Consider the following 20,273-nt stretch of genomic DNA (forward strand, 5'->3'; position numbering starts at 1 on the left):
CGGATGCCGGAAACAAGCCGGGAAGACGGCGAACACGAACAGAACGCGGCGGTGACGCAGCTGTACGGGGAGCCGTTCGACAGCGGTCTGGCCCTGGCCGAGCAGCACCGGCTGACGGCCGATCTCACGGCCGCGTGCGCCGTCTACGAGCAACTGTTGACCCTCGCCGAGTCCCTCGAGGACTCACCCGACGTGCAATTCCTGCGGGCGCATCTGCTGGCGAACATCGCGAGTGTCCGGCTCACCGCCACGGACCTGGTCGCGGCGCGGGACGCCGTCGAACGGTCCCGTGCCCTGCTCGACGGCATCGCCTCGGCGCCGATGGGACCGCGTGGCCGTCAACTGTGGCTGGAGATGATGCTGAGGACGCTGCTCGCCGAGGCCGACCTATTGCGCAGGACCGGGCGCCTGGACGAGGCGCTGGCCTGCCTCGACGAGGCGGCGCTCAGACTGCCCGGGTTCGACGACCCCGAGGGACTGCGCACAGCCGAACTCGGTCTGAACCGGGTACACCTGCTGATCGAGCGGAGCGAGTGGGGAGCGGCCGAGGAGCAGGCCTCGGCCCTGCTGTCCACCACGCCGGCGACCGCGGTGGAGACCATCCCGCGCCTGCTGATCGCCCTCGGCCTGATCTGCGCCTCGACCGGGCGGTTCGACTCGGCCGAGGATTACTTCGCCCGCGCGGAGGACGCTCTGCGGGCGATGGGGGACACCGGTGAGCTGCAGTCGCTTCTCGCGCACCGGGCGTACACGGCGATGCACCGGGGCGACTTCGACCTTGCGGAGCGGCTGTTCGCCGAGGCCTCCGCGTTCTTCGAGCGGCACCGCCGGTACGGGGATCTGGCCGTCTGTGAACAGTCGCGGGCCTTTCTCGCCGGTCAGCGTGGTGACAGCACAGGCGCGGACGACCTGACGGCGGCGAGTCTGGCCCGGTTCGAACAACTCGGCGCCTCGGTCGCCGCCGCCGACACCATGCTGCTGGGCGCCCAACACGCCTACGACCGCGGCGACATCCCGGAGATGAAGCGGCTGGCCCAGGAAGCCCGGGACGTGTACCAGGCGCGGGAGATCCACGAGCGGTGCGCACAGGTCGACCTCATGCTCGCGCGAACGCTCGAGGACAACCTGAACCGGACGGACCACGGCGATCACGAACGCAAGTCCGTCGACAGCGCGCTTTCCCTCGCCCTGCCCGCCGCGCTGGCCCTGGAGGCGGCGCGCTACGGCTTCGCCACCGCCCATGCCCGCAGTCAGTGGCTGGAACTCGCCGACGACGCCATGCGGTTGGTCTTCCGTCTCGCCGTACGCCGACAGGATCAGGGGCTGCTCTTCGAACTGGTGGAACACCGTTGCGCGGGCGCCTCCCTGGCACTGGACCGCACGCCGTCGACGCCGCCGACCTCGCCTGCCGGGGCCGCGGGAGAGGCCGGAGGGACCGGAGAGAGCGTCTCGGTCTTCCCGAGTGCGGCGATGAAGGTGTACGGGCAGGTCGACGGCCCGCCGACGCTCGGGGGAGTCGCGGCGGACGCCGCCGCCTCCGCCGGCCTGCGCGTCGCGCCGCCGCCGAAGGTGCGGATGTCGCAGGAGTCCGGCCGGGTCGCGCTCCAGGAGTACATCGCGGCGGCCGAGTTCCGCTATCACCGACGGATCGTGGACGAGGAGGAGGTGCCGTTCTGGATCACCGACGACCTGACGAGCCGCCCGGTCGTCCAGGTCCGGCTGGCCGACGCCGGCGACCTCTTCATGACCTGGACGTGGGCCGGCGGGGCCCGGGGGTTCGGAACCGGCCGCGGACCGGCCGACGAGGTCGACCGGGCGGTGCGTGCGCTGGCCGCCGCGCTGCCGGGGCCGGGCGCGGCAGCGGAGGGGATGCGGCACGCGTTCGCGTCGGGTGCGATGACCGATCCCCACGACGAGCACGTACTCGCGCGGGAGTTGACCGAGGCGATGTGGCCGGAGGGACTGACCGCGCAGATACGGCAGGTGTCGGCGCGCGCGGGCCGTCCACTGGTGCGGATCCAGCCGTCTCCCCGGGTCGCCCAGGTCCCTTGGGAGCTGCTCGCCGTCGAGGCGGAGAGCGACGTACGGCTGATCGATCTGGCGGACGTCGTGACCACCGCGCCGACGTCCCTGCGTCGGCCGGATCCGGCGGGGCGTCCGGCCCCGGACGCAGAGGCGGCTCCGGATGCCGGTGGCGGTGCACGCCCCCGCCCCGTCGCAGCCCCCGACACCGATATCGACACGGTCGTTCTCGTCCTCGACCCGCGGATCCCCGGATTCCGGGCCGACTCCCCGCTCGGCTCGGTCCTTGGACCGCCCGGCTCGGACCCGGAGTTGCTCGCGTTCGTCCAAAGCCGCCTCGACGCGGGCGCCGTCGTGCCGTCCGTCGCCGCCCCGGCCGAGGCCTTCCGCCGTACCGATCTGGACCGGGACTGGCTGAGCGGTGCGCTCCGGAAGGGGGCACGCCGACTCATGTACGTCGGGCACGTGAGCGGCGCGCCGGTCGAGGGCGGCCAGAGCGAGGACGGCACGCTCCATCTGTGCTGCGGTCCGGGTACCGCCGGCCTGGCCGAGGCGGTCCGCACCCATCGCCCCCTGTCCGCCAAGGACCTCCTGCTGGGCACCCTTCCTCTGCGTGCCGACGGGGAGCCGGGTGCGCGGATCTGGCCCGCACCGCCGCGGGTCGCTCTCATCGGCTGCGAGAGCGGCGGCGATCTCCGGTTCGCCGAGTCGTTCGGCCTGGCCACGGCGATGCTCCACAACGGCGCAGAGTTGGTGACGGCCACCCGCTGGGTGCTGCCGACGAGCTTCGCGTTCCACCGCCTGGCCGGCCTGCCCGAGTCCGTTCGCCCGCTGTCCGCGGCGGTCGTCGCCGTCGACACCGCCCATGAGGACCAGGACCCCGTGGCCCGGCTCGGCCGTTGGCAGCGTGAGCAACTGGACCACTGGCGGTCCGACGGCCGGATCGAGCACTCGCCCCTGCTGTGGGCGGCTATGACCTGCATCGTCGTGTGAGTCGCACGGTTCCTGAGTGAGCGGACGAGTGGCGGGCGCCGGTGGTGTGCGCGTTGGTGGGGGCCCAGCCGACCCAGCCCCCGGCGAGTCGGCACAGTGGCCGGTCGCCGACTTGACGGCCGGCGGCCGTTGGTGCCCGCAGGCCCGGTTCACCTCGGGTCGCTGCGGATGCCGCCTGTTCGACGATCCGTCCGATGGCGGTCATGCGGCCGCGAGCACGTCGATCTCGCTCTCACCGAGACCCGCCGCGACCGCCGTCGGCGCCGCATCAAGTGAGGGCGCCCGCGTAGGAGCCGGCCCCGGTGGCGGCTGCCGGCCACACCTGGTTGGTGTCGACCTGGTGTGCCCAGGTCAGTCGGCGATCGCTCGTGTCGGGTCGTCGGTCAGGCTGCTGGCCAGCCACTGCTCCACGGCCGTGATGTGGACGGTCGCCGCGGCAGTGGCGAGCAGGGCGTCGCGCGACTGGAGCGCGCTGAGGATCTGCTCGTGGTCGTCGTGGGCGTTGTTGAGGGCGTGATCGGCCTGGCTGCCGCGGACGATGCGGACCCGCTGGGTGCGGGTGGAGAGCACCTGCAGCAGCATCGACAGCACGGGGTTGCCGACGGCTTCGACGATCCTGAGGTGGAAGGCGATGTCGTGGGCGACGAATTCCTCGACGGTGGTGACGGTCCGGCACCGGTCGAGGATGTTGCGCAGTTCCTGGAGGTCCTTCTGCTTCAGCAGCGCGGCGGCCAGCCCTGTCGCCTGCGGTTCGAGCAGGCGGCGTACCTGGAGCAGTTGCAGAGCCGTGTGGCCCTGGGAGACGTCGGCGGCGAAGGAGAGGCTTTCCAGCAGGAGGTGGGGCTCCAGGCTGGAGACGTAGGTGCCGTCGCCCTGCCGGGTGATCAGGATCCGCATGGCGGTCAGCGCCCGGACGGCTTCGCGCAGGGAGTTCCGGGACAGTCCGAGCTGTCCTGCCAGGTCCTCCTCCTTGGGCAGTCGGGAGCCGGGTGCGAGTTCGCCCGCGACGATCATCGCCTTGATCTTGTCGATCGCCTCGTCCGTGAGTGCCACGAGGGTGCCTCTCTGAGTGGGGGGAGTGCCGGCCGGCGGCCCCGCCGGGTGTGCCCCGGGGCGGGCGGAGCCGCCGACCCGCGCGTGGCTATTCCTGCTTCTCGCCGGATGCGAACCGGGAGATGATCAGGGCGACGATGATGATGGCGCCGTTGAGGAACTGGTTCCACAGCGGCGGTACGCCCGCCAACGTCATGACGTTCACGACCAGTTGGAGGGTCAGCACACCAGTGAGCGCGCCGAACACGGAGCCCTTGCCGCCGTTGAGGCTGACGCCGCCGATGACGGTCGCGGCGAAGACCTGGAAGATCCAGCCGCTGCCCTGGGTGGCGGAGATGGAGCCGTAGTGGCCGCTGTAGAGGATGCCGGCGAACGCGGCGAGGACGCTGCCGGCGATGAGGACGATCCACACGATGCGGTCGACCCGGATACCCGCGGTGCGAGCGGCCTCCGAGTTCCCGCCGATGGCGTACAGCGCCCGGCCGTGCCGCAGCCAGGCCAGGGCGCTGCCGCCGATGGCGAAGAGCAGCCCGCACACCCAGATGGCGGCGGGCATGCCCAGCCAGGACGCCTTGCCCAGGTAGGTGAAGGAGGAAGGCAGCTCGACGATGGACTGGCCTTCGGAGAGGGCGACCTGCAGCCCGCGGAGCATGGTCAGGGCGCCGAGGGTGACGATGAAGCCGTTGAGGCGCAGCTTGAGGATGAGGAAGCCGTTGACGGCGCCGATGAGGGCGCCGACCAGCAGACAGAGCGGGACCGCCGTCCACTCCGGGAGGAGACCGAGTCCGTTGAACCGTCCGCCGCTGGTCGGCAGGACGAGCCACACGGCGATGACAGGGGCCACGCCGATGGTGGACTCCAGGGACAGGTCCATCCGTCCGCTGATCAGGATGAAGGTCGTGGCGAGGACCAGCAGACTGAGCTCGGTGGACTGCTGGAGCACACCGATGAGGTTGTCGGAGGTGAGGAAGGCCGGCGAGACGATGAACCCGATCAGGCCCAGGACGAGGATCGCCGGGACCAGGGACAGCTCACGGAAGCGCCCGAGGTCGACCCGGCGGCGCGTGGCGTCCGCGGTGGCCGGCTCGGCCGGGCTCACTGCGGGCTCGGTGAGATCTGTGGTGGCGGACATGACTACCTTCCGTGCTCGTCTGCGCCGGATGAGGCGGGTACGGCGGATTCGGGGAACGTGGTGGCGGAGGTCGCCTCGCCGGAGACCCCTTCGACGGCGGCGACGAGGTCCTCGTCCTTCCAGCCGTGGTCGAACTCGGCGACCACGCGTCCGTGGAACATGACGACGACCCGGTCGCAGACCTTCAGGTCGTCCAGTTCGTCGGAGACGATCAGCGCGGCCTTGCCGTCGTCCGCGACCTGCCGGATGCGGCCCAGGAGGAACTCCTTGGACTTGACGTCCACGCCGTTGGTGGGGCGGATGGCCACCAGCACGTGAGGGTCGGTGGCCAGGGCGCGGGCGACGACGACCTTCTGCTGGTTGCCGCCGGAGAGGGCGGAGACCGGGGTGGCGGCTCCCGGCGTCTTGATGTCGAGGTCCCGGATCATGCGTCCGGCGAAGGCCTTGGTACGGGCGGGCAGCACGGTGCCGAACGGGCCGAGCTGGGCGGTGACGGTCAGTGTCGCGTTCTCCGCCACGCTGCGGTTGTTCACCAGCCCCTGGAGGTGGCGGTCCTCGGGGACCAGGCCGACTCCGGCAGCGAGCGCGGAGGGCACGCTGCCGGTGCGTACAGTCCTGGCGCCGACCGTGATGCGTCCGTCCTTGGCGCGGTGCAGACCGGCGATGGCCTCACCCACCTGCACATTGCCGCTCGCCGTGGCGCCGGCCAGCCCGACGACCTCGCCGGAGCCGACCGAGAGGGAGATGTCCTCGCAGACACCGGGCAGTGTCAGGCCGTCGATCGCCAGGAGTTGCGCGGAGTCGGACGGCGGGGCGGGACGCTCGCCGGCGGTGGCGGTGATCTTGGAGGCCGACTCGCCGGTCATGGCCTCCACCAGCGCCTGGTGAGCGAGTTCGGCGACGGGGGCGGTGAGGATGTGGCCCGCATCGCGGTAGACCGTGACCGTGGTGCAGAGGTCGTAGACCTCTTGCAGGTGGTGGGAGATGAACAGGAAGGCGACACCCTGGCGCTGGAGGTCGCGGAGCTTTTCGAAGAGCCGGTCGATACCGCGGGCGTCGAGCTTGGCGGTCGGCTCGTCGAGGATGATGAAGCGCGCACCGAAGGACAGGGCCCGTGCGATCTCCACGAACTGCCGCTGTTCGACGGTGAGGTCCTTGGCCCGCGCGGCGGGGTTGACGGCCACGCCGTACTCCGCGAGCAACTCCTCGGCTCGTCGGCGCAGTTGCCTCCAGCGGATGGGCTGCACCGCCCCGGCGCTCTGCCGGTTCAGGAAGAGGTTCTCGGCGACGGTGAGGTCACCGATGACGGTGGAGCGCTGATACACACAGGCGACCCGGGAGCGCCAGGCGTCGATGTCACCGAAGGCGGGCGCCGGCTCGCCGGAGAAGCGCAGGGTTCCGGTGTCGGGCTGCTGGAGGCCGGTGAGGAGGGACACGAGCGTCGACTTGCCGGCGCCGTTGCGTCCGACGAGGGCGTGCGACTCGCCCGGGGCGACGGTGATACGAGCGTTGCGCAGTGCGACGGTCGCGCCGAATCGTTTGCTGACGCCGGTCGCCTCGGCCACCGGGGCCGGGGTGCCGAGGCCGGTCGGCGGGGTGGTCGCGGTGTCCGCCATGGTGGATACCGTCCTTCGTGTACGGAGGCTGGGGCCGAGGGGCGTGGGTGTGCACCCGGGGCGGGGTGCGGCGGGCCGCGCGTCGGGGACGGGGGTCTCCGTTCCCGACGCGGTGGGCGGTCGCTGTCGGTCGTCAGCCGACGTTGTTGCCCCACAGCGACTTGTCGTCGACGGTGTCCTTGGTGACCAGGGGCGCGGGCAGCTGGTCCTCCAGGCCGTTGGGCAGCTTGATGATGGTGGAGTCGTGGTCGGTCTTGCCCGGCCTGAAGGTCTTGCCCTCGGCTGCGGCCTTGGCGTAGTACAGCGCGTACTTGGCGTAGAGGTCGGCGGGCTGGGAGATGGTGGCGTCGATCTGGCCCTTGCGGATGGCGTCGAACTCCTGCGGGATGCCGTCGTTGGAGACGATGCTGATGTGACCCTTCTGCCCGGCGGGCTTGAGCAGGCCCTTCTGCTCCAGCAGGGCCAGGGTCGGCTGCAGGAAGACGCCGCCGGCCTGCATGTAGATGCCGTTCAGGTCCGGGTGCTGGGCGAGCAGGCTCTGCAGCTTGGCGGAGGCCACGTCGCCCTTCCAGTCGGTGGGCAGCTCGAACACCTGGATCTTCGGGAACTTCGTCTTCATGCACTCCGCGAAGGCCTCGGAGCGGTCGCGTCCGTTGATCGAGTCCAGCGCGCCCTGGAACTCGGCGACCTTGCCCGTGCCGCCCAGCTGCTTGCCGAGGAACTCGCAGGCCTTGGTGCCGTAGGCCCGGTTGTCGGCCCGGACCACCATGTACACGTCGCCCTTGTCGGGTCTGGTGTCGACGCTGACCACCGGGATCTTCTTCGACGCGAGGGTGTCGAGGGTGGAGGCGATGGCGCCGGTGTCCTGCGGGGCCATGACGACGGCCTTGGCGCCGGTGTTCTGGAACACCTGCACGTTGGCGACCAGCTTGGTGACGTCGTTCTGCGAGTTGCTGATCGGCAGGGCCTTGATGCCGTCGGTCTTGATGTCCTTGTCGATGTACTGCGCGTAGGAGTTCCAGAAGTCGGAGTCCGAGCGCGGCAGGTCGATGCCGATGGCGGGCTTGTCTCCGGCCGAGGCGACCGAACCGGTGCTCTCGCGGTTGCACGCGGTGGCGAGGGCCAGTACCGCGAGGACGGTGGTGGCGGCTGCAGCGGTGGAGCGGGTGCGAGTGAGCTTCATGGCCGTGTTCTCTCCTTAGCCAGGGCACAGGGCCGCAGGACGAGGTGGGAGGGGACGAACCTGCCTGCGGGGGAGGGCGAGGTCGCGCCGGATGGGAGGTGCCGATCCGGAGCGGAAGCGCGCGGATCATGCCCGGCAGGGTCGGAGGTGAGGGTGAGTCGGGGGACCGAGGATGCGGAGGTGAAGCGGCGCACGGGTGCGAGCCGAACGGTCGCATGGGGCGATGCGACTATTCCTCCGATGTATCTCGGGACGTCGAGGACGTTACGACGACGTTGCCGAGGTTGACAAGAGTTCGCCGCCAGAGATTTGCGGGACGTGGCGTCCTGGTTCGAGAAGGTGGCCTCCCGGCGTCGGGAGGTTGCGCTGACGCCTGGGTGACCTGCGCGTACGTGGCCTCTGCGCGGGACGGGGCGATGCGCTGCCGTAACTCACAATTCGGCAACGAGGCAGCCTGGGCCGGTGGGACGAGGCAGGCGGGGGCGTCTCATGGGAGGCCGTGTCACCCGTAGGGGCCGGTGACATGCCCGCTCACCATGGTCCACCAGGGGCGGAGCCCCTCTGGCTCCTCTGTGGATTCATCGGATGGCGTGTTGTGTGTCGACCTCGTGGCCATGCGTGAGCATGGGAGATCTGCCCGCGTGAGCGCTTGACCAGCCAAGCCGAGGAAATACATCCGAGGAATTCTTGTCAGGTGCGGATCTCTGCATCTATGGTCACTGTGCCGCCATACATCCGATGACTGTCGATGTGGATTCGTGAGAGCCGGAACGGTCCGGTCCATCGCACGCAGGCGGCTCCGGCTCTACGGCCGAACCCCTCAGACGAATCCCGCAGGGCAAGGGAGCTTCCCCAGTGAAACTGCTACGAGTCGGCGCCCCCGGTGAGGAGCGGCCCGCCGTCCGCACCGACGACGGCCGGCTGCTGGATCTGTCCTCCGTGACTCCGGACATCGACGGCGTTTTCCTCGCCTCCGGGGGAGTCGACCGGGCCCGTGCGGCCGTTGCGGCCGGAGAACTGCCCGAGCTCGAACAGGACGGCCTGCGGGTGGGCGCGCCCGTCACGCGCCCCGGCAAGGTCATCTGCGTCGGGCTGAACTACCGCGACCACGCCGCCGAGACCGGTGCGGCGATCCCGGCGCGCCCGGTGGTCTTCATGAAGGACCCGGGCACGGTCGTCGGCCCGTACGACGAGGTCCTGATCCCCCGCGGCTCGGTCAAGACCGACTGGGAGGTCGAGCTGGCGGTCGTCATCGGCCGGCGGGCCCGCTACCTCGACGGCCCTGAGGACGCGCGGGCCGTGATCGCGGGCTATGCGATCAGCCATGACGTCTCGGAGCGGGAGTTCCAGCTGGAGTACTCGCCGCAGTGGGACCTGGGCAAGTCCTGCGAGACCTTCAACCCGCTCGGCCCGTGGCTGGTGACCGCCGACGAGGCCGGCGACCCGCAGAACCTCGGCCTGCACCTGAGCGTCAACGGCGTGAAGCGGCAGAACGGCCACACCAGCGACATGATCTTCGCTGTCGACCACATCGTGTCGTACCTGAGCCAGTACATGGTCCTGGAGCCCGGCGACGTGATCAACACCGGTACGCCCGCGGGCGTGGCCCTCGGTCTCCCCGGCACCCCCTTCCTGCGCCCCGGCGACACCGTCGAGCTCTCCGTCGACGGCCTCGGCAGCCAGCGCCAGACCTTCGCCCAAGCGTGAAAGGCAGCACCCCCGTGACTGCGACACCTGTACGGCTCACCGCCGTCGACACCTACGACGTCCGCTTCCCCACCTCCCGGGAACTGGACGGCTCCGACGCGATGAACCCGGATCCCGACTACTCCGCCGCCTACGTGGTGCTGCGCACCGACGCCGGCGACGGACACGAAGGCCATGGCTTCACCTTCACCATCGGACGCGGCAACGACGTCCAGGTCGCCGCGATCGAGGCGCTGCGGCCCCATCTCATGGGCCGTGACGTCCAGGAGCTGTGCGCCGACCCGGGCTCACTCAGCCGCGACCTGATCGGCGACAGCCAACTGCGCTGGCTCGGCCCCGAGAAGGGCGTGATGCACATGGCGATCGGCGCGGTCGTCAACGCCGTGTGGGACCTGGCCGCCAAGCGGGAGGGCAAGCCGCTGTGGAAGCTGCTCGCCGACGCCCCCCCGGAGTGGCTGGTCTCCCAGGTCGACTTCCGCTACATCGCCGACGCCCTCACCCCCGAGGACGCGCTCACCCTCCTGCGCGAGGGCCGCACCGGGCTCGCCGAGCGTGAGGCGGTCCTGCGGGAGCGCGGTTACCCGGGCTACACCACCTCACCGGGCTGGCTCGGCTACTCCGACGACAAGCTCACCCGGCTGGCCAAGCAGGCTGTCGCGGACGGCTTCACCCAGATCAAGCTCAAGGTCGGCGCCGACGTCGACGACGACATCCGGCGCCTGCGCACCGCCCGTGCCGCCGTCGGCGACGACATCCGCATCGCCATCGACGCCAATCAGCGGTGGAACGTGGACGAGGCGATCGAGTGGACCAGGGCGCTCGCCGAATTCGACCCGTACTGGATCGAGGAGCCCACCAGCCCCGACGACATCCTCGGTCACGCGACGATTCGCAAGGCCGTCGCCCCCGTGAAGGTCGCGACCGGCGAGCACGTGCAGAACCGCATCGTCTTCAAGCAGCTCCTCCAGGCCGGCGCCCTCGACGTCGTCCAGATCGACGCGGCCCGCGTCGGCGGCGTCAACGAGAACCTCGCCATCCTGCTGCTCGCCGCGAAGTTCGGGGTGCCGGTGTGCCCACACGCCGGCGGAGTGGGCCTGTGCGAGCTGGTGCAGCACCTGTCGATGTTCGACTACCTGGCGTTGTCCGGCACCACCGAGAACCGCGTGATCGAGTACGTCGACCATCTCCACCAGCACTTCACCGTGCCCGTGGTCATCCGCGACGGCCACTACACCGCGCCGCTCGCGCCGGGCTTCTCGGCCACCATGCACGAGGAGTCCATCGCCGAGTTCCGCTATCCGGACGGCGCGTTCTGGGTGGCCGACCGCGCCGCTGAGGAGGAGGCGGCATGACCGCTCTGTCAGGGCTCAGGGCCGTCGTCACCGGAGGCGCGTCCGGCATCGGGCTCGCCACGGCCCGCGCACTGGCGGCGCAGGGCGCGGCGGTGGCCGTGCTCGACCTCGATCCGGACGGTGCCGGCGCACCGCTGCTCGGTTTCAAGGCCGACGTCAGCGACGACGCCTCCGTGCGTGCGGCCGTGGACGCGGCGGCGACCCGGCTCGGCGGCGTCGACATCCTCGTCAACAACGCGGGCATCGGGGCAGCGGGCACTGTCGAGGACAACACCGACGAACAGTGGCACCGGGTCCTGGACGTCAACGTCCTCGGCATCGTCCGCACCACCCGCGCCGCCCTGCCCCACCTGCGCCGCTCCGCGCACGCGTCCGTCGTCAACACCTGCTCCATCGCGGCCACCGCGGGACTGCCGCAGCGTGCCCTGTACTCCGCCAGCAAGGGCGCCGTACTGTCGCTCACCCTGGCGATGGCTGCCGACCACGTCCGTGAGGGCATCCGGGTCAACTGCGTGAATCCCGGCACCGCCGACACCCCCTGGGTGTCCCGGCTGCTGGACGCCGCCGAGGACCCGGAGGCCGAGCGCGCCGCCCTCAACGCCCGCCAGCCGATGGGCCGTCTGGTGACCGCCGAGGAAGTGGCGGCCACCATCGTCTACCTGGCGAGTCCGGGCGCGGCGTCCGTCACCGGCACCGCGCTCGCAGTGGACGGCGGCATGCAGGGACTGCGGCTGCGCCCGGTGGACCGACCGTGAGGACCACCGCGCTGGGCGGCACCGCCGTACCGGTCTCGGAACTGGCGCTGGGCTGTGCCGCCCTCGGCAACCTCTTCCACCCGGTCACCGACGAGGCCGCCCACGCCACGGTGGACGCGGCCTGGAACGCCGGAATCCGCACCTTCGACACCGCACCCCACTACGGTCTCGGCCTGTCGGAACGGCGGCTCGGCGCCGCACTGCGGGACCGCCCCCGCGACACCTACACCCTCTCCACCAAGGTGGGCCGGCTCCTTGTGCCGCACCCGGGGGGCGGGGCGGGCGACGACCTCGCGCACGGCTTCGCCGTCCCGGCCACCCACCGCCGGGTCTGGGACTTCAGCGCCGACGGGGTACTGCGTTCCCTGGAGGCAAGCCTGGAACGTCTCGGCGTCGACCGCGTCGACGTGGTCCTGTTGCACGACCCGGACGACCACGCCGAGCAGGCCTTGCGCGAGGCGTACCCGGCGCTGGAGCGGCTGCGCGCCGAAGGTGTGATCGCAGCGATCGGCGTCGGGATGAACCAGTCCGCGCTGCCCGCCCGGTTCGTGCGCGAGACCGACATCGACGTGGTGATGCTGGCCGGCCGCTACACCCTCCTGGAACAGGACGGGCTCTCCGAAATGCTCCCGGAGGCGGCCGCCCGCGGCCGGAGCGTGGTCATCGGCGGGGTGTTCAACTCCGGGCTGCTGACGGCCCCCGGGCCTGGCGCCAGGTACGACTACGCCCCCGCGCCCCAGCCGGTCCTCGACCGCGCGATGCGCCTCCTCGCGGTCTGCGAACGCCACGGCGTGCCGCTGCGGGCCGCCGCGCTGCGCTTCCCGTTCGGCCATCCCGCGGTCGCGAGCGTCCTGACCGGAGCGCGGTCCCCGCTCGAGGTCCGCGACACGGTCGAACAGCTGCGGCGCCCGATCCCGGACGCCCTGTGGGACGAACTGCGCGCCGAAGGCCTGCTGGACCCGGGCGTCCCCGTCCCCGCCGCCACACCGGCAGGGGGAGCCGCCGCCGAAGGAGCCCTCATGAAGGTCGCCCTGCGTGTAGCCAGCCGATATACATCCCATGTGTGTCACTCGCCGCTTTGAGGAGAGGCTTCTTGAGCTGGGGCTTTTCGAATTGTGTGTCATCGCTCTAGACACGGAGTGTGGACGTGCCTGTTAATACATCCGATGTCCCTGAGGCACGTCCCCTGTGTACCTTCCCCCTCCAGGAGCCGCACGATGTCCTCCGTTCCCCTCAGCAGGCGCTCCCTCATCAAGGCGGCCGCCCTCGCCGGCGGTACCGTGGCGTTCGGTCTGCCGCAGGCCCTGTGGCCCGCCACCGCCGAGGCCTACTCGGTCTCGTCGAAGATGGACTGGTGGTACCAGGCCCGGTTCGGGATGTTCATCCACTTCGGGTCCTACTCGCGCCTCGCCCACGGCGAGTGGGCCTTCGCCACCGACTCGCCCAACTGGACCAAGGACACCTACCAGGAGCAGGTGAGCAGGGGGTTCAACCCGTCCGGCTTCAACGCCAACACCATCGCCGACCTGGCCAAGAACGCAGGCATGAAGTACCTCGTGATCACCTCCAAGCACCATGAGGGCTACGCGATGTGGGACTCCGACGTCCCCGGCTTCACCGACACCACCGGCACCAAGCTGTACAACCTGCGGGACTACAGCGGCTTCCAACGCGACCTGCTGAGCGAGCTGAAGACCGCGTGCGAGAGCCGGGGCATCAAGTTCGGGCTCTACTACTCGATCCTCGACTGGAACCACCCCTCCCAGACCGTCGACAGGCAGCACAGCTTCTCCACCATGTCGTCGCTGACCGCCCGTGCGGCCTACATCAACGACATGAAGGCGCAGCTGCAGGAACTGCTGAACCGCTACGACCCGGCCCTTCTGTGGTTCGACGGCGACTGGTGCGGCAACCCCGCCACGCCCACACTCCCGGACTGGTGGACCCAGGCCGACGGCGTGGACCTGTACAACTGGCTGATGGCTCGCAAGCCCAACCTCGTCGTCAACGAGCGCGTCAAGCGGGACCACAACCTGGGCGACTACGCGGTCGCGGAGTTCGGCATCCCCGCCGCGCCGCTGGACCGGCCGTGGGAGGCCTGCGCCACCATGAACGACGCCTGGGGCTACAACCAGTGGAAGGAGAGCCAGTACCGTTCGGTCCAGACCATCGTCCAGGAGATGGTCACCGTCGTCTCGAGGGACGGCAACTACCTCCTCAACATCGGCCCCAAGGGCGATGGCACCGTGACCGCCGGTTCGGTGACCGTTCTGAACGGCATGGCCTCGTGGACGGCCACCTACGGCGACAGCATCCAGGGCACCAGCGGCAGCCCCTTCGCCACCGAGCCGTCCTGGGGCAGGATCACCAAGAAGAACGGCAAGCTCTTCGCCCACGTCTTCAACTGGCCCACGGGCGGCATCCTGCAGATCCCGGAGGTGTACAACACGATCAACCGCGTCTACCTGATGAACAACCCCGGCGCCAACCTCAACCACTGGGTCAGCGGCGGGCAGATCAACATCCAGGTGCCGGCCAATGCGCCCGACGCGAACGACTCCGTCGTCTGCGTCGAGGTAAACGGCATGCCGGCCGTCCTCGCGGGCGGCGTCTACCGGCTCCTCTGCGCCCGTAGCGGCAAGGCTCTCGACAACTACAACACCACCGCCGAAGGCAACCAGGTCATCCAGTGGGCCCCCAACGGCGGCACCCCCCAGCAGTGGACGATCACCGACCTGGGCCACGGCTACTACAAGCTGCTCTGTGTCCGCAGCGGTAAGGCCCTCGACGACAACAACAGCACCGGCGACGGCGCGGGAATGGTGCAGAGGACCGACAACGGCAGCTACCAGCAGCAGTGGGCCATCACCTCCCTGGGCGGCGGCGGGTACCGGCTCATCAACCGCCACAGCGGAAAGGCACTGGACAACGGCAACACCGACGCGGACAGCCAGGTCATCCAGTGGACCCCCAACGGCGGCGCCCCGCAGCGGTGGAACATGACCAAGGTCGGCTGAGCCGCTCCGAAGTGGCGCGCCCCGGGCCCGTCACGCGGCGGAAGCAGTGACTTGCGCAGACCTCCGTGCTCCCACCCGAAAGTCCTTGGGTGGGAGCACGTTGGTCGTCACAGAAACCGAAAGCTCGGCGGCAACCTTTTCGCCTCCCGCGGCCACTGAGTGGTGCAACACCGACACGCTCTTCCGAACGGATGAACATGCAAGAGACACGCCAGGCCGCGCGGCAGCGCAGGCGCAGACGCCGGCTGATGGTGGGCAGCACCGCGGGGCTGGTCGTCACGGGTCTTCTCGTCTGCCTGGCCCTGACGATGCGACCGAGCAGCGAGGACGATGCCGGGCGGGCCGCGGCCACGGCCGTCGCGGACTCCCAGGAGACGCGAACGCCGTTGTCGCCGGCCGATACGAAGGCCCCCACGCCGTCCCCTTCCGCGGTCTCCGCGTCCCCCTCGGCCAAGGCCAAGAAGCCGAAGGCCTCCGCGTCCCCGTCGGCGAGGAAGCGGTCATCGGCCTCCCCGCGGAAGGCGCCCGCCGCTTCGTCCCTGGCCGGACGGATCCGGGGCAAGGTCACCTACCCCGGAGTCGCCACCGTCTACAAGGCCGGGGTCGGGGACGGTGCCTGCTCGTACGGCCCGAGCAGCGACATGATGATCGCGGCGATGAACACCACCGACTACGAGACCTCCAAGGCCTGCGGCGCATACGTGTTCGTCCGCGCGGCGAACGGCGCCTCCGTCACGGTCCGGATCACCAACGAATGCCCCCTGCCCTGCGCGCCGGGGCAACTAGACCTCAGCGAACAGGCCTTCGCCGAACTGGCCCCCGTCTCGACCGGCCGACTCGCCGTCACCTGGAGCCTGGTGAGCCCCGGCTCGGTGGGCACGATCTCGATCCGCTACAAGATCGGATCCAACCCCTACTGGTGCGGCGTGCAGGCCATCGGCCACCGCAACCCGCTCGCCCGCCTGGAGGTCCGCACCGGCGGCGGCTGGCGCCCACTGGCCCGCACCGACTACAACTACTTCCTCTCGCCCGATGGCAGCGGGTGTGGCAAGGCGATCAGACTCACCGACATCTACGGAGAGCAACTGACCGTCAACGGCATCGCCTTGCGGCCGGACGTCGTGCAGTCGACGGGGGTCCAGTTCGCCCGGCACTGAGCCCCGCCCAGGGCGATACGAACCAGCGGCGGACGCGGGCCTGATCCGAGCCGACGCACCGGCCGCGGTCCGCCCGCGGCCGGTGCTTGAGGCCGAACCGTGCGGGCGCACCACAGCCGCCCGGTCAGGAAAGAACTGCTTCCCCGTCGAGTCGGCGCGCGTCGGCCTCGCCGTCACCAACCAGGACGGGTGTGTGTCACACGGTGGCGCAGGAAGTGCCGTTCAGGCTGAAGGCGGAGGGCTTGGCGAAGGTACCGCTGGAGGTGCCCTGAAACCCGAAGGTCGCCTGACCGCCGGCCGCCAGCTCGCTGTTGTGGCTCACGTTGCTCGCCGTGACCGCTCCTGACGACCCGGAGAGGTTCGCGTTCCAGGCGCTGGTGATCTGCTGCCCGGAGGGGAGGGTGAACGCGAGCTTCCAGCCGCTGACGGGGGAGGCACCGGTGTTGGTGATGGTGACGTCGGTGGTGAAGCCGCCCTGCCAGGCGTTCGCCCCGTACGCCACCTTGCAGGCCGTGGAGCCTCCCGGTGTGCCTGGGTCGCCGGAGGAGCCCTTGTTGACGGTGGAGGAGAACGAGGTCACGGCGAGGCCGGTGCCGTTCTGCCAGGGTTCGAAGCCCGCCTGAACACTCGTCAGGTACCAGCTGTTCTGCGCGAGTCCCCGGGAGACGGCCTGTCGGGCGAAGTCCATGACGTCGAAGTTCCAGCTGGTGATCGCCGACGGTGCGACGAAGGACAGTACGTCGTTCGAGCCGTTGTTGCCGGACCACACCTGCCAGTTGCGCCCTCCCACGTTGGCGTTGCCGACCGGGGAACCGATGGGCTGGACTGATCCGACCCTGTTGAACCAGATCATGATCTCGGTCCGGTTCACGCCGTCGGTGCGGGGGGTGGGGTCGAGCCAGATGTCGTACGCGGCGTCGTACACCGCGTCGTTGACGTAGTTGAAGGAGATGCTCGAGGGCGCGGTGGAGATGGTGTTGAGCTGGGCGGGGAGGCTGGTGCCGGGAGAGCAATTGGTGTAGTGGCAGCCGTTGTAGAGGGACGGGTAGGACTTCGGGGCGCCGTTCGTCGGAACGGATCCGTCGGCCTGGGTGATCCTGAATCCCGAGTCGGTCGCGGTGACGCACTGGGTGGCGCTGGTGCCCCAGCGGTTGTTCTGGACCACGTAGCGACCCTGGATGGTCGTCGTACCGAAGGGTTGGCAGATCGTGGTGTCGGCCTGCGCGACGGGGGCGGTGGTCAGCAGCGCGGCGAGTGAGACGAGCGAGGTGAGCAGCGCGCCGAGCAGGCCACGCGCGCGGCGGGCATGGAGCCGTGAAGGACGCATGCGGATCCTCTTCAGGGTGGGGGAGAGGTAACCGGGACGTGCTCCCACTCCTAGCGAATGGGAGCGCTCCCAATTCTGGGCTCGCCAGGACTGTAGGGAGTGTTCAGGTCCATGACAAGGCTGTCGACAGGAACACGTTGAACCGATTTGGGAGCCTCAGGTCAGACAGGGGGAGACGCGGAATGCGGCTCTCGGGCTCTCCTCGGCGGTGGTGCGGGCGCGTCAGGTCGACTCGCGGACCACCAACTCCGTACGGAGGATGACATGACGCCAGGCCACGGCGCCCTCTTCCATTTCCTCGAGAAGCAGCCGGATCATGACCCGCCCGACCTCTTCGATCGGCTGACGCACCGTGGTCAGGGGTGGTTCGGTCCGCTGGGCCAGCGGAAAGTCGTCGAACCCGATCACGGAGACATCCTCGGGCACCCGGCGTCCGGCCGCGCGCAGGGCCTCCAGGGCTCCCGCGGCCGTGGTGTCCGACGCGGCGAGGACACCGTCGATGTCCGGATGCCGTTCGAGGAGCTCGGCCATGGCGAGGCGCCCGCTCTCCGCCGTGAAGTCGCTCTCGGCGACGCGGGTCCGGTCGGCCTTCAGGCCCGCCAGCGCCAGGGCCTCTTCGTAGCCGCGCAGCCGGCACTGGGCGGCGTGCAGGTCGAGCGGCCCGGTGATGGTGGCGATGACCCTGCGGCCCCGCTGCACAAGGTGGGAGACGGCGCTGCGCGCACCGCCGACGTTGTCCATGTCGACGTAACTGACGTACTCGTCGCCGGAGCGGCGCCCCAGCAGCACCGTCGGCAGCCGGGCCTCGGCGAGCATGTCCGGCAGCGGATCACCGGCATGCACGGACATCAGCAGGACGCCGTCGACCCGGCCGCCGCGCGCGTACTCGAGGAAGCGCTGCCGTTCGGCGTCCGAGCGGACCAGAGTCAGCAGCAGTTGCATTCCGGTGTCGGTCAGGGCGTCCCCGAGCGAGGTGACGATCTCGGAGAAGAAGGGCTCCGCGAACTGCCGCCAGTCCGGCTCCGTCATGACCAGGGCGACGGCGTCGGCCCCCCGCCCGGCCAGGGAGCGGGCCGCGAGATTGGGCACATACCCGAGTTCGTCGATGGCTCGCTGCACGGCCCGACGTGTCGACTCCTTCACGCCCGCGGCGTTGTTGATGACGCGGGAGACCGTGCCTCGTCCCACCCGTGCGTGGGCGGCCACCTCCTCCAGCGTCGGTGCCCCCGGGCGTCGCCTGCCCATGCCACCTCCCCCAAGAGATCACCGATCTTACCGGCCGGAGGAGATCGCGCACTTGACTTCACCAGGGGTGTGGATACAGAAGGCCGTCCTGCCGCCCACGCTTGGGAGCGCTCCCGAAGTGACTGAGTCAATGGGGTCGACAACGGAACCGCCCGCCCCTCAACGGGCTGCTCCAGTCGGCGACGGTTCCCGAGCCGCTGTCCGAGCAGGGATGGCAGAAGATCGACGAGTTCAACCGCGCCTTCGCCGGCAAGCCCGCCAGCGGCTACGTCGCTCCGGTGCACATCGCGACAGCCGACAACAGCGGCGGCAAATCCGCCTGGGACCCCAGCGGGTACCGCGAGGCCTACCGGAAGCTCTGGGGGAAGTGACCCGAGCGACCTGGGCCACAGTCACCCTGAGCCACACCCCAGGCTGTCCCTCCTGCTTTCCCCGGCGGGAGGGGCAGCGCCTCACCACCTCCCGCCCTCGTCCGCTCGTCTCCATCCTGGAGTTCGCCCGTGCACCTGTTGGACCGAGTTGGACCAGCGGGCGGTGGACACCGCACGCGTCCTGGCCGCCGACGCCGTACAGAAGGTCGGCACGGCCATCCCGGTACGGCGATGAGCCTGGCGCCCGCCGCCTGCACCCTCTTCCAGAAGGTGATGCGGCACGACCCGGCCGACCCCGGCCGGGTCGGCCGCGTTCGGCTCCGCCGACGGATCAACGCCGCCCAACGGCCTGGACGGATCTGGAATGGCCGCACGCCGACAAGCAGCGTCCGTTGTGGTCCTCGGGCGGACGTCAAGGACCCGGCCTGCCCAGACAGGGCGGCGGCGCCTCCAGTCGACCGGGCCGGTCGGCACGGCCTCGGTACGAGCGTCCTGGTCGGTCGGCGCAGGCCGGAGTCCGCCCGGAAGCCGCTGGGCCACTACCTGGACGGGCTGTTCTGCCGTACGTGAGCGAGCGCGCCGTACCGCCGCCGGGTCCGGTCGAGCCGTCGTCCTACGGCGTGCCCGGTGCTGTGCCGGCCAGGTAGACGGTGTTGGCCGAGGTGCCGCCCTGAAGGGGGTTGTCGAAGTCGACGACATGGGCTGCCGACTGTGCGAAGACCTCCCTGAGCGCGGAGGTGAACTCCTCGTCGGGCGGGTCGTTCGACCACAGGGCGAACACCCCGCCGGGGTGGAGGTGTTCGGCGAGGGCGCGCAGCCCGACAGGCTGATAGAGCGCGGCGTGCCGGGGATGGAGCACATGGCGCGGTGAGTGGTCGACGTCCAGCAGGATGGCGTGGAAGCGGCGGCCCGGCTCCTTGGGATCCAGACCGCCGGAGTCGGCGGCCAGCGCGAAGAAGTCGCCGTGCACCAGGCGGCAGCGGGCGTCCGACGTCAGTCGGGCCCCGAGGGGCACCAGGTGCCGCTGGTGCCAGTCGATGACTTCTGCGAGCGCGTCGATCACGGTCAGCGAGCGCACCCGGGGGTCGTCCAGCGCCGCCTGGGCGGTGTAGCCGAGCCCGAGTCCGCCGACGGCGACGTCCAGTTCGGTGTCCGGCAGCTGCGCCAGTGCGAGTTCCGTGAGCGCGATCTCGCCGGTGGTGAAGAGGCTGGACATCAGGAACTCGTCGCCGAGTTTCACCTCGTACACGTCGTCTCCCGAGACCGGGTGACGGCGCCGGCGCAGACTGATCTCGCCGATCGGTGTCGGTTGCCAGTCGATCTCCTCGAAGCGCAGACTCATC

Annotated in this window: 14 protein-coding genes and 2 pseudogenes; 9 read left to right on the forward strand and 7 right to left on the reverse strand. The window is 70.1% G+C overall.

The window, feature by feature from the left end:
* Window positions 1-3 precede the first annotated feature (3 nt).
* Entirely contained in the window at window positions 4-3,015 is a 3,012-nt protein-coding gene (locus tag QF027_RS46490) for a hypothetical protein (RefSeq protein WP_307081620.1), read from the forward strand.
* 351 nt (window positions 3,016-3,366) lie between these two features.
* Here QF027_RS46490 and QF027_RS46495 read toward each other — a convergent pair whose 3' ends face one another.
* The 4 genes from QF027_RS46495 to QF027_RS46510 form a co-directional block, all read right to left on the reverse strand.
* The gene (locus tag QF027_RS46495; RefSeq protein WP_306972816.1) at window positions 3,367-4,068 is read right to left on the reverse strand and encodes a FadR/GntR family transcriptional regulator; all 702 of its coding nucleotides are present in this window, start codon (window positions 4,066-4,068) and stop codon (window positions 3,367-3,369) included.
* 88 nt (window positions 4,069-4,156) lie between these two features.
* Entirely contained in the window at window positions 4,157-5,200 is a 1,044-nt protein-coding gene (locus QF027_RS46500; protein ID WP_306972815.1) for an ABC transporter permease, read from the reverse strand.
* Between the two features lie 2 nt (window positions 5,201-5,202).
* Window positions 5,203-6,816: a sugar ABC transporter ATP-binding protein gene (locus QF027_RS46505; RefSeq protein WP_306972814.1), complete on the reverse strand. Its 1,614-nt coding sequence runs from the start codon at window positions 6,814-6,816 to the stop codon at window positions 5,203-5,205.
* Between the two features lie 133 nt (window positions 6,817-6,949).
* Window positions 6,950-7,999 carry a sugar ABC transporter substrate-binding protein gene (locus QF027_RS46510; RefSeq protein ID WP_307081622.1) on the reverse strand — a complete coding sequence of 350 codons (1,050 nt, stop codon included), beginning with the start codon at window positions 7,997-7,999 and terminating at the stop codon, window positions 6,950-6,952.
* A gap of 855 nt (window positions 8,000-8,854) precedes the next feature.
* On the opposite strand from QF027_RS46510, the gene QF027_RS46515 reads away from it, so the two are divergent.
* The 6 genes from QF027_RS46515 to QF027_RS46540 all read left to right on the forward strand — a co-directional run bounded on the left by QF027_RS46515 (window position 8,855) and on the right by QF027_RS46540 (window position 15,987).
* Window positions 8,855-9,706: a fumarylacetoacetate hydrolase family protein gene (locus tag QF027_RS46515; protein WP_307081625.1), complete on the forward strand. Its 852-nt coding sequence runs from the start codon at window positions 8,855-8,857 to the stop codon at window positions 9,704-9,706.
* Window positions 9,707-9,720: 14 nt separating this feature from the next.
* On the forward strand, window positions 9,721-11,058 hold the full coding sequence (locus QF027_RS46520; RefSeq protein ID WP_306972811.1) for an L-fuconate dehydratase: 1,338 nt from the start codon (window positions 9,721-9,723) through the stop codon (window positions 11,056-11,058).
* Window positions 11,055-11,813, forward strand: a complete 759-nt coding sequence (locus QF027_RS46525) for an SDR family NAD(P)-dependent oxidoreductase (RefSeq protein WP_307081627.1) — start codon at window positions 11,055-11,057, stop codon at window positions 11,811-11,813. The genes QF027_RS46520 and QF027_RS46525 overlap by 4 nt, the downstream gene beginning before the upstream one ends.
* Complete coding sequence (locus QF027_RS46530) at window positions 11,810-12,895, forward strand: aldo/keto reductase (RefSeq protein ID WP_307081629.1); 1,086 nt, start codon at window positions 11,810-11,812, stop codon at window positions 12,893-12,895. Before QF027_RS46525 ends, QF027_RS46530 begins: the two co-directional genes overlap by 4 nt.
* Window positions 12,896-13,030: 135 nt before the next feature.
* Window positions 13,031-14,830 carry an alpha-L-fucosidase gene (locus tag QF027_RS46535; protein ID WP_307081630.1) on the forward strand — a complete coding sequence of 600 codons (1,800 nt, stop codon included), beginning with the start codon at window positions 13,031-13,033 and terminating at the stop codon, window positions 14,828-14,830.
* A 197-nt stretch (window positions 14,831-15,027) separates the two neighbouring features.
* Window positions 15,028-15,987: an expansin EXLX1 family cellulose-binding protein gene (locus QF027_RS46540; RefSeq protein WP_307081632.1), complete on the forward strand. Its 960-nt coding sequence runs from the start codon at window positions 15,028-15,030 to the stop codon at window positions 15,985-15,987.
* Between the two features lie 196 nt (window positions 15,988-16,183).
* On the opposite strand, the gene QF027_RS46545 is transcribed toward QF027_RS46540, so the two are convergent.
* Together QF027_RS46545 and QF027_RS46550 are read right to left on the reverse strand one after the other, a co-directional pair.
* Window positions 16,184-17,314, reverse strand: coding sequence for a GH12 family glycosyl hydrolase domain-containing protein (locus QF027_RS46545; RefSeq protein WP_307081634.1), 1,131 nt, complete (start codon window positions 17,312-17,314; stop codon window positions 16,184-16,186).
* A 222-nt stretch (window positions 17,315-17,536) separates the two neighbouring features.
* A complete protein-coding gene (locus QF027_RS46550) occupies window positions 17,537-18,559 on the reverse strand; it encodes a LacI family DNA-binding transcriptional regulator (protein WP_307081636.1) in 1,023 nt (340 codons plus the stop codon).
* 173 nt (window positions 18,560-18,732) lie between these two features.
* Between QF027_RS46550 and QF027_RS46555 the strand changes: the two are divergent.
* Both QF027_RS46555 and QF027_RS46560 read left to right on the forward strand, forming a co-directional pair.
* Window positions 18,733-18,930, forward strand: a pseudogene (locus QF027_RS46555) (substrate-binding domain-containing protein); the annotation flags it as partial.
* A gap of 148 nt (window positions 18,931-19,078) precedes the next feature.
* Window positions 19,079-19,248, forward strand: a pseudogene (locus tag QF027_RS46560) (hypothetical protein); the annotation flags it as partial.
* A 295-nt stretch (window positions 19,249-19,543) separates the two neighbouring features.
* Here QF027_RS46560 and QF027_RS46565 read toward each other — a convergent pair.
* Window positions 19,544-20,272, reverse strand: coding sequence for a spermidine synthase (locus QF027_RS46565; protein WP_307081638.1), 729 nt, complete (start codon window positions 20,270-20,272; stop codon window positions 19,544-19,546).
* Window position 20,273 lies beyond the last annotated feature (1 nt).

The organism is Streptomyces canus (assembly GCF_030816965.1).
Lineage (GTDB): Bacteria > Actinomycetota > Actinomycetes > Streptomycetales > Streptomycetaceae > Streptomyces > Streptomyces canus_E.

What these genes read in the sequence shown, in the direction of transcription:
- QF027_RS46490 (WP_307081620.1), top strand. Translation starts at nt 4, where the DNA reads ATGCCGGAAACAAGCCGGGAAGACGGCGAACACGAACAGAACGCGGCG.
- QF027_RS46500 (WP_306972815.1), bottom strand. Translation starts at nt 5,200, where the DNA reads ATGTCCGCCACCACAGATCTCACCGAGCCCGCAGTGAGCCCGGCCGAG.
- QF027_RS46505 (WP_306972814.1), bottom strand. Translation starts at nt 6,816, where the DNA reads ATGGCGGACACCGCGACCACCCCGCCGACCGGCCTCGGCACCCCGGCC.
- QF027_RS46510 (WP_307081622.1), bottom strand. Translation starts at nt 7,999, where the DNA reads ATGAAGCTCACTCGCACCCGCTCCACCGCTGCAGCCGCCACCACCGTC.
- QF027_RS46525 (WP_307081627.1), top strand. Translation starts at nt 11,055, where the DNA reads ATGACCGCTCTGTCAGGGCTCAGGGCCGTCGTCACCGGAGGCGCGTCC.
- QF027_RS46535 (WP_307081630.1), top strand. Translation starts at nt 13,031, where the DNA reads ATGTCCTCCGTTCCCCTCAGCAGGCGCTCCCTCATCAAGGCGGCCGCC.
- QF027_RS46540 (WP_307081632.1), top strand. Translation starts at nt 15,028, where the DNA reads ATGCAAGAGACACGCCAGGCCGCGCGGCAGCGCAGGCGCAGACGCCGG.
- QF027_RS46545 (WP_307081634.1), bottom strand. Translation starts at nt 17,314, where the DNA reads ATGCGTCCTTCACGGCTCCATGCCCGCCGCGCGCGTGGCCTGCTCGGC.
- QF027_RS46550 (WP_307081636.1), bottom strand. Translation starts at nt 18,559, where the DNA reads ATGGGCAGGCGACGCCCGGGGGCACCGACGCTGGAGGAGGTGGCCGCC.
- QF027_RS46565 (WP_307081638.1), bottom strand. Translation starts at nt 20,272, where the DNA reads ATGAGTCTGCGCTTCGAGGAGATCGACTGGCAACCGACACCGATCGGC.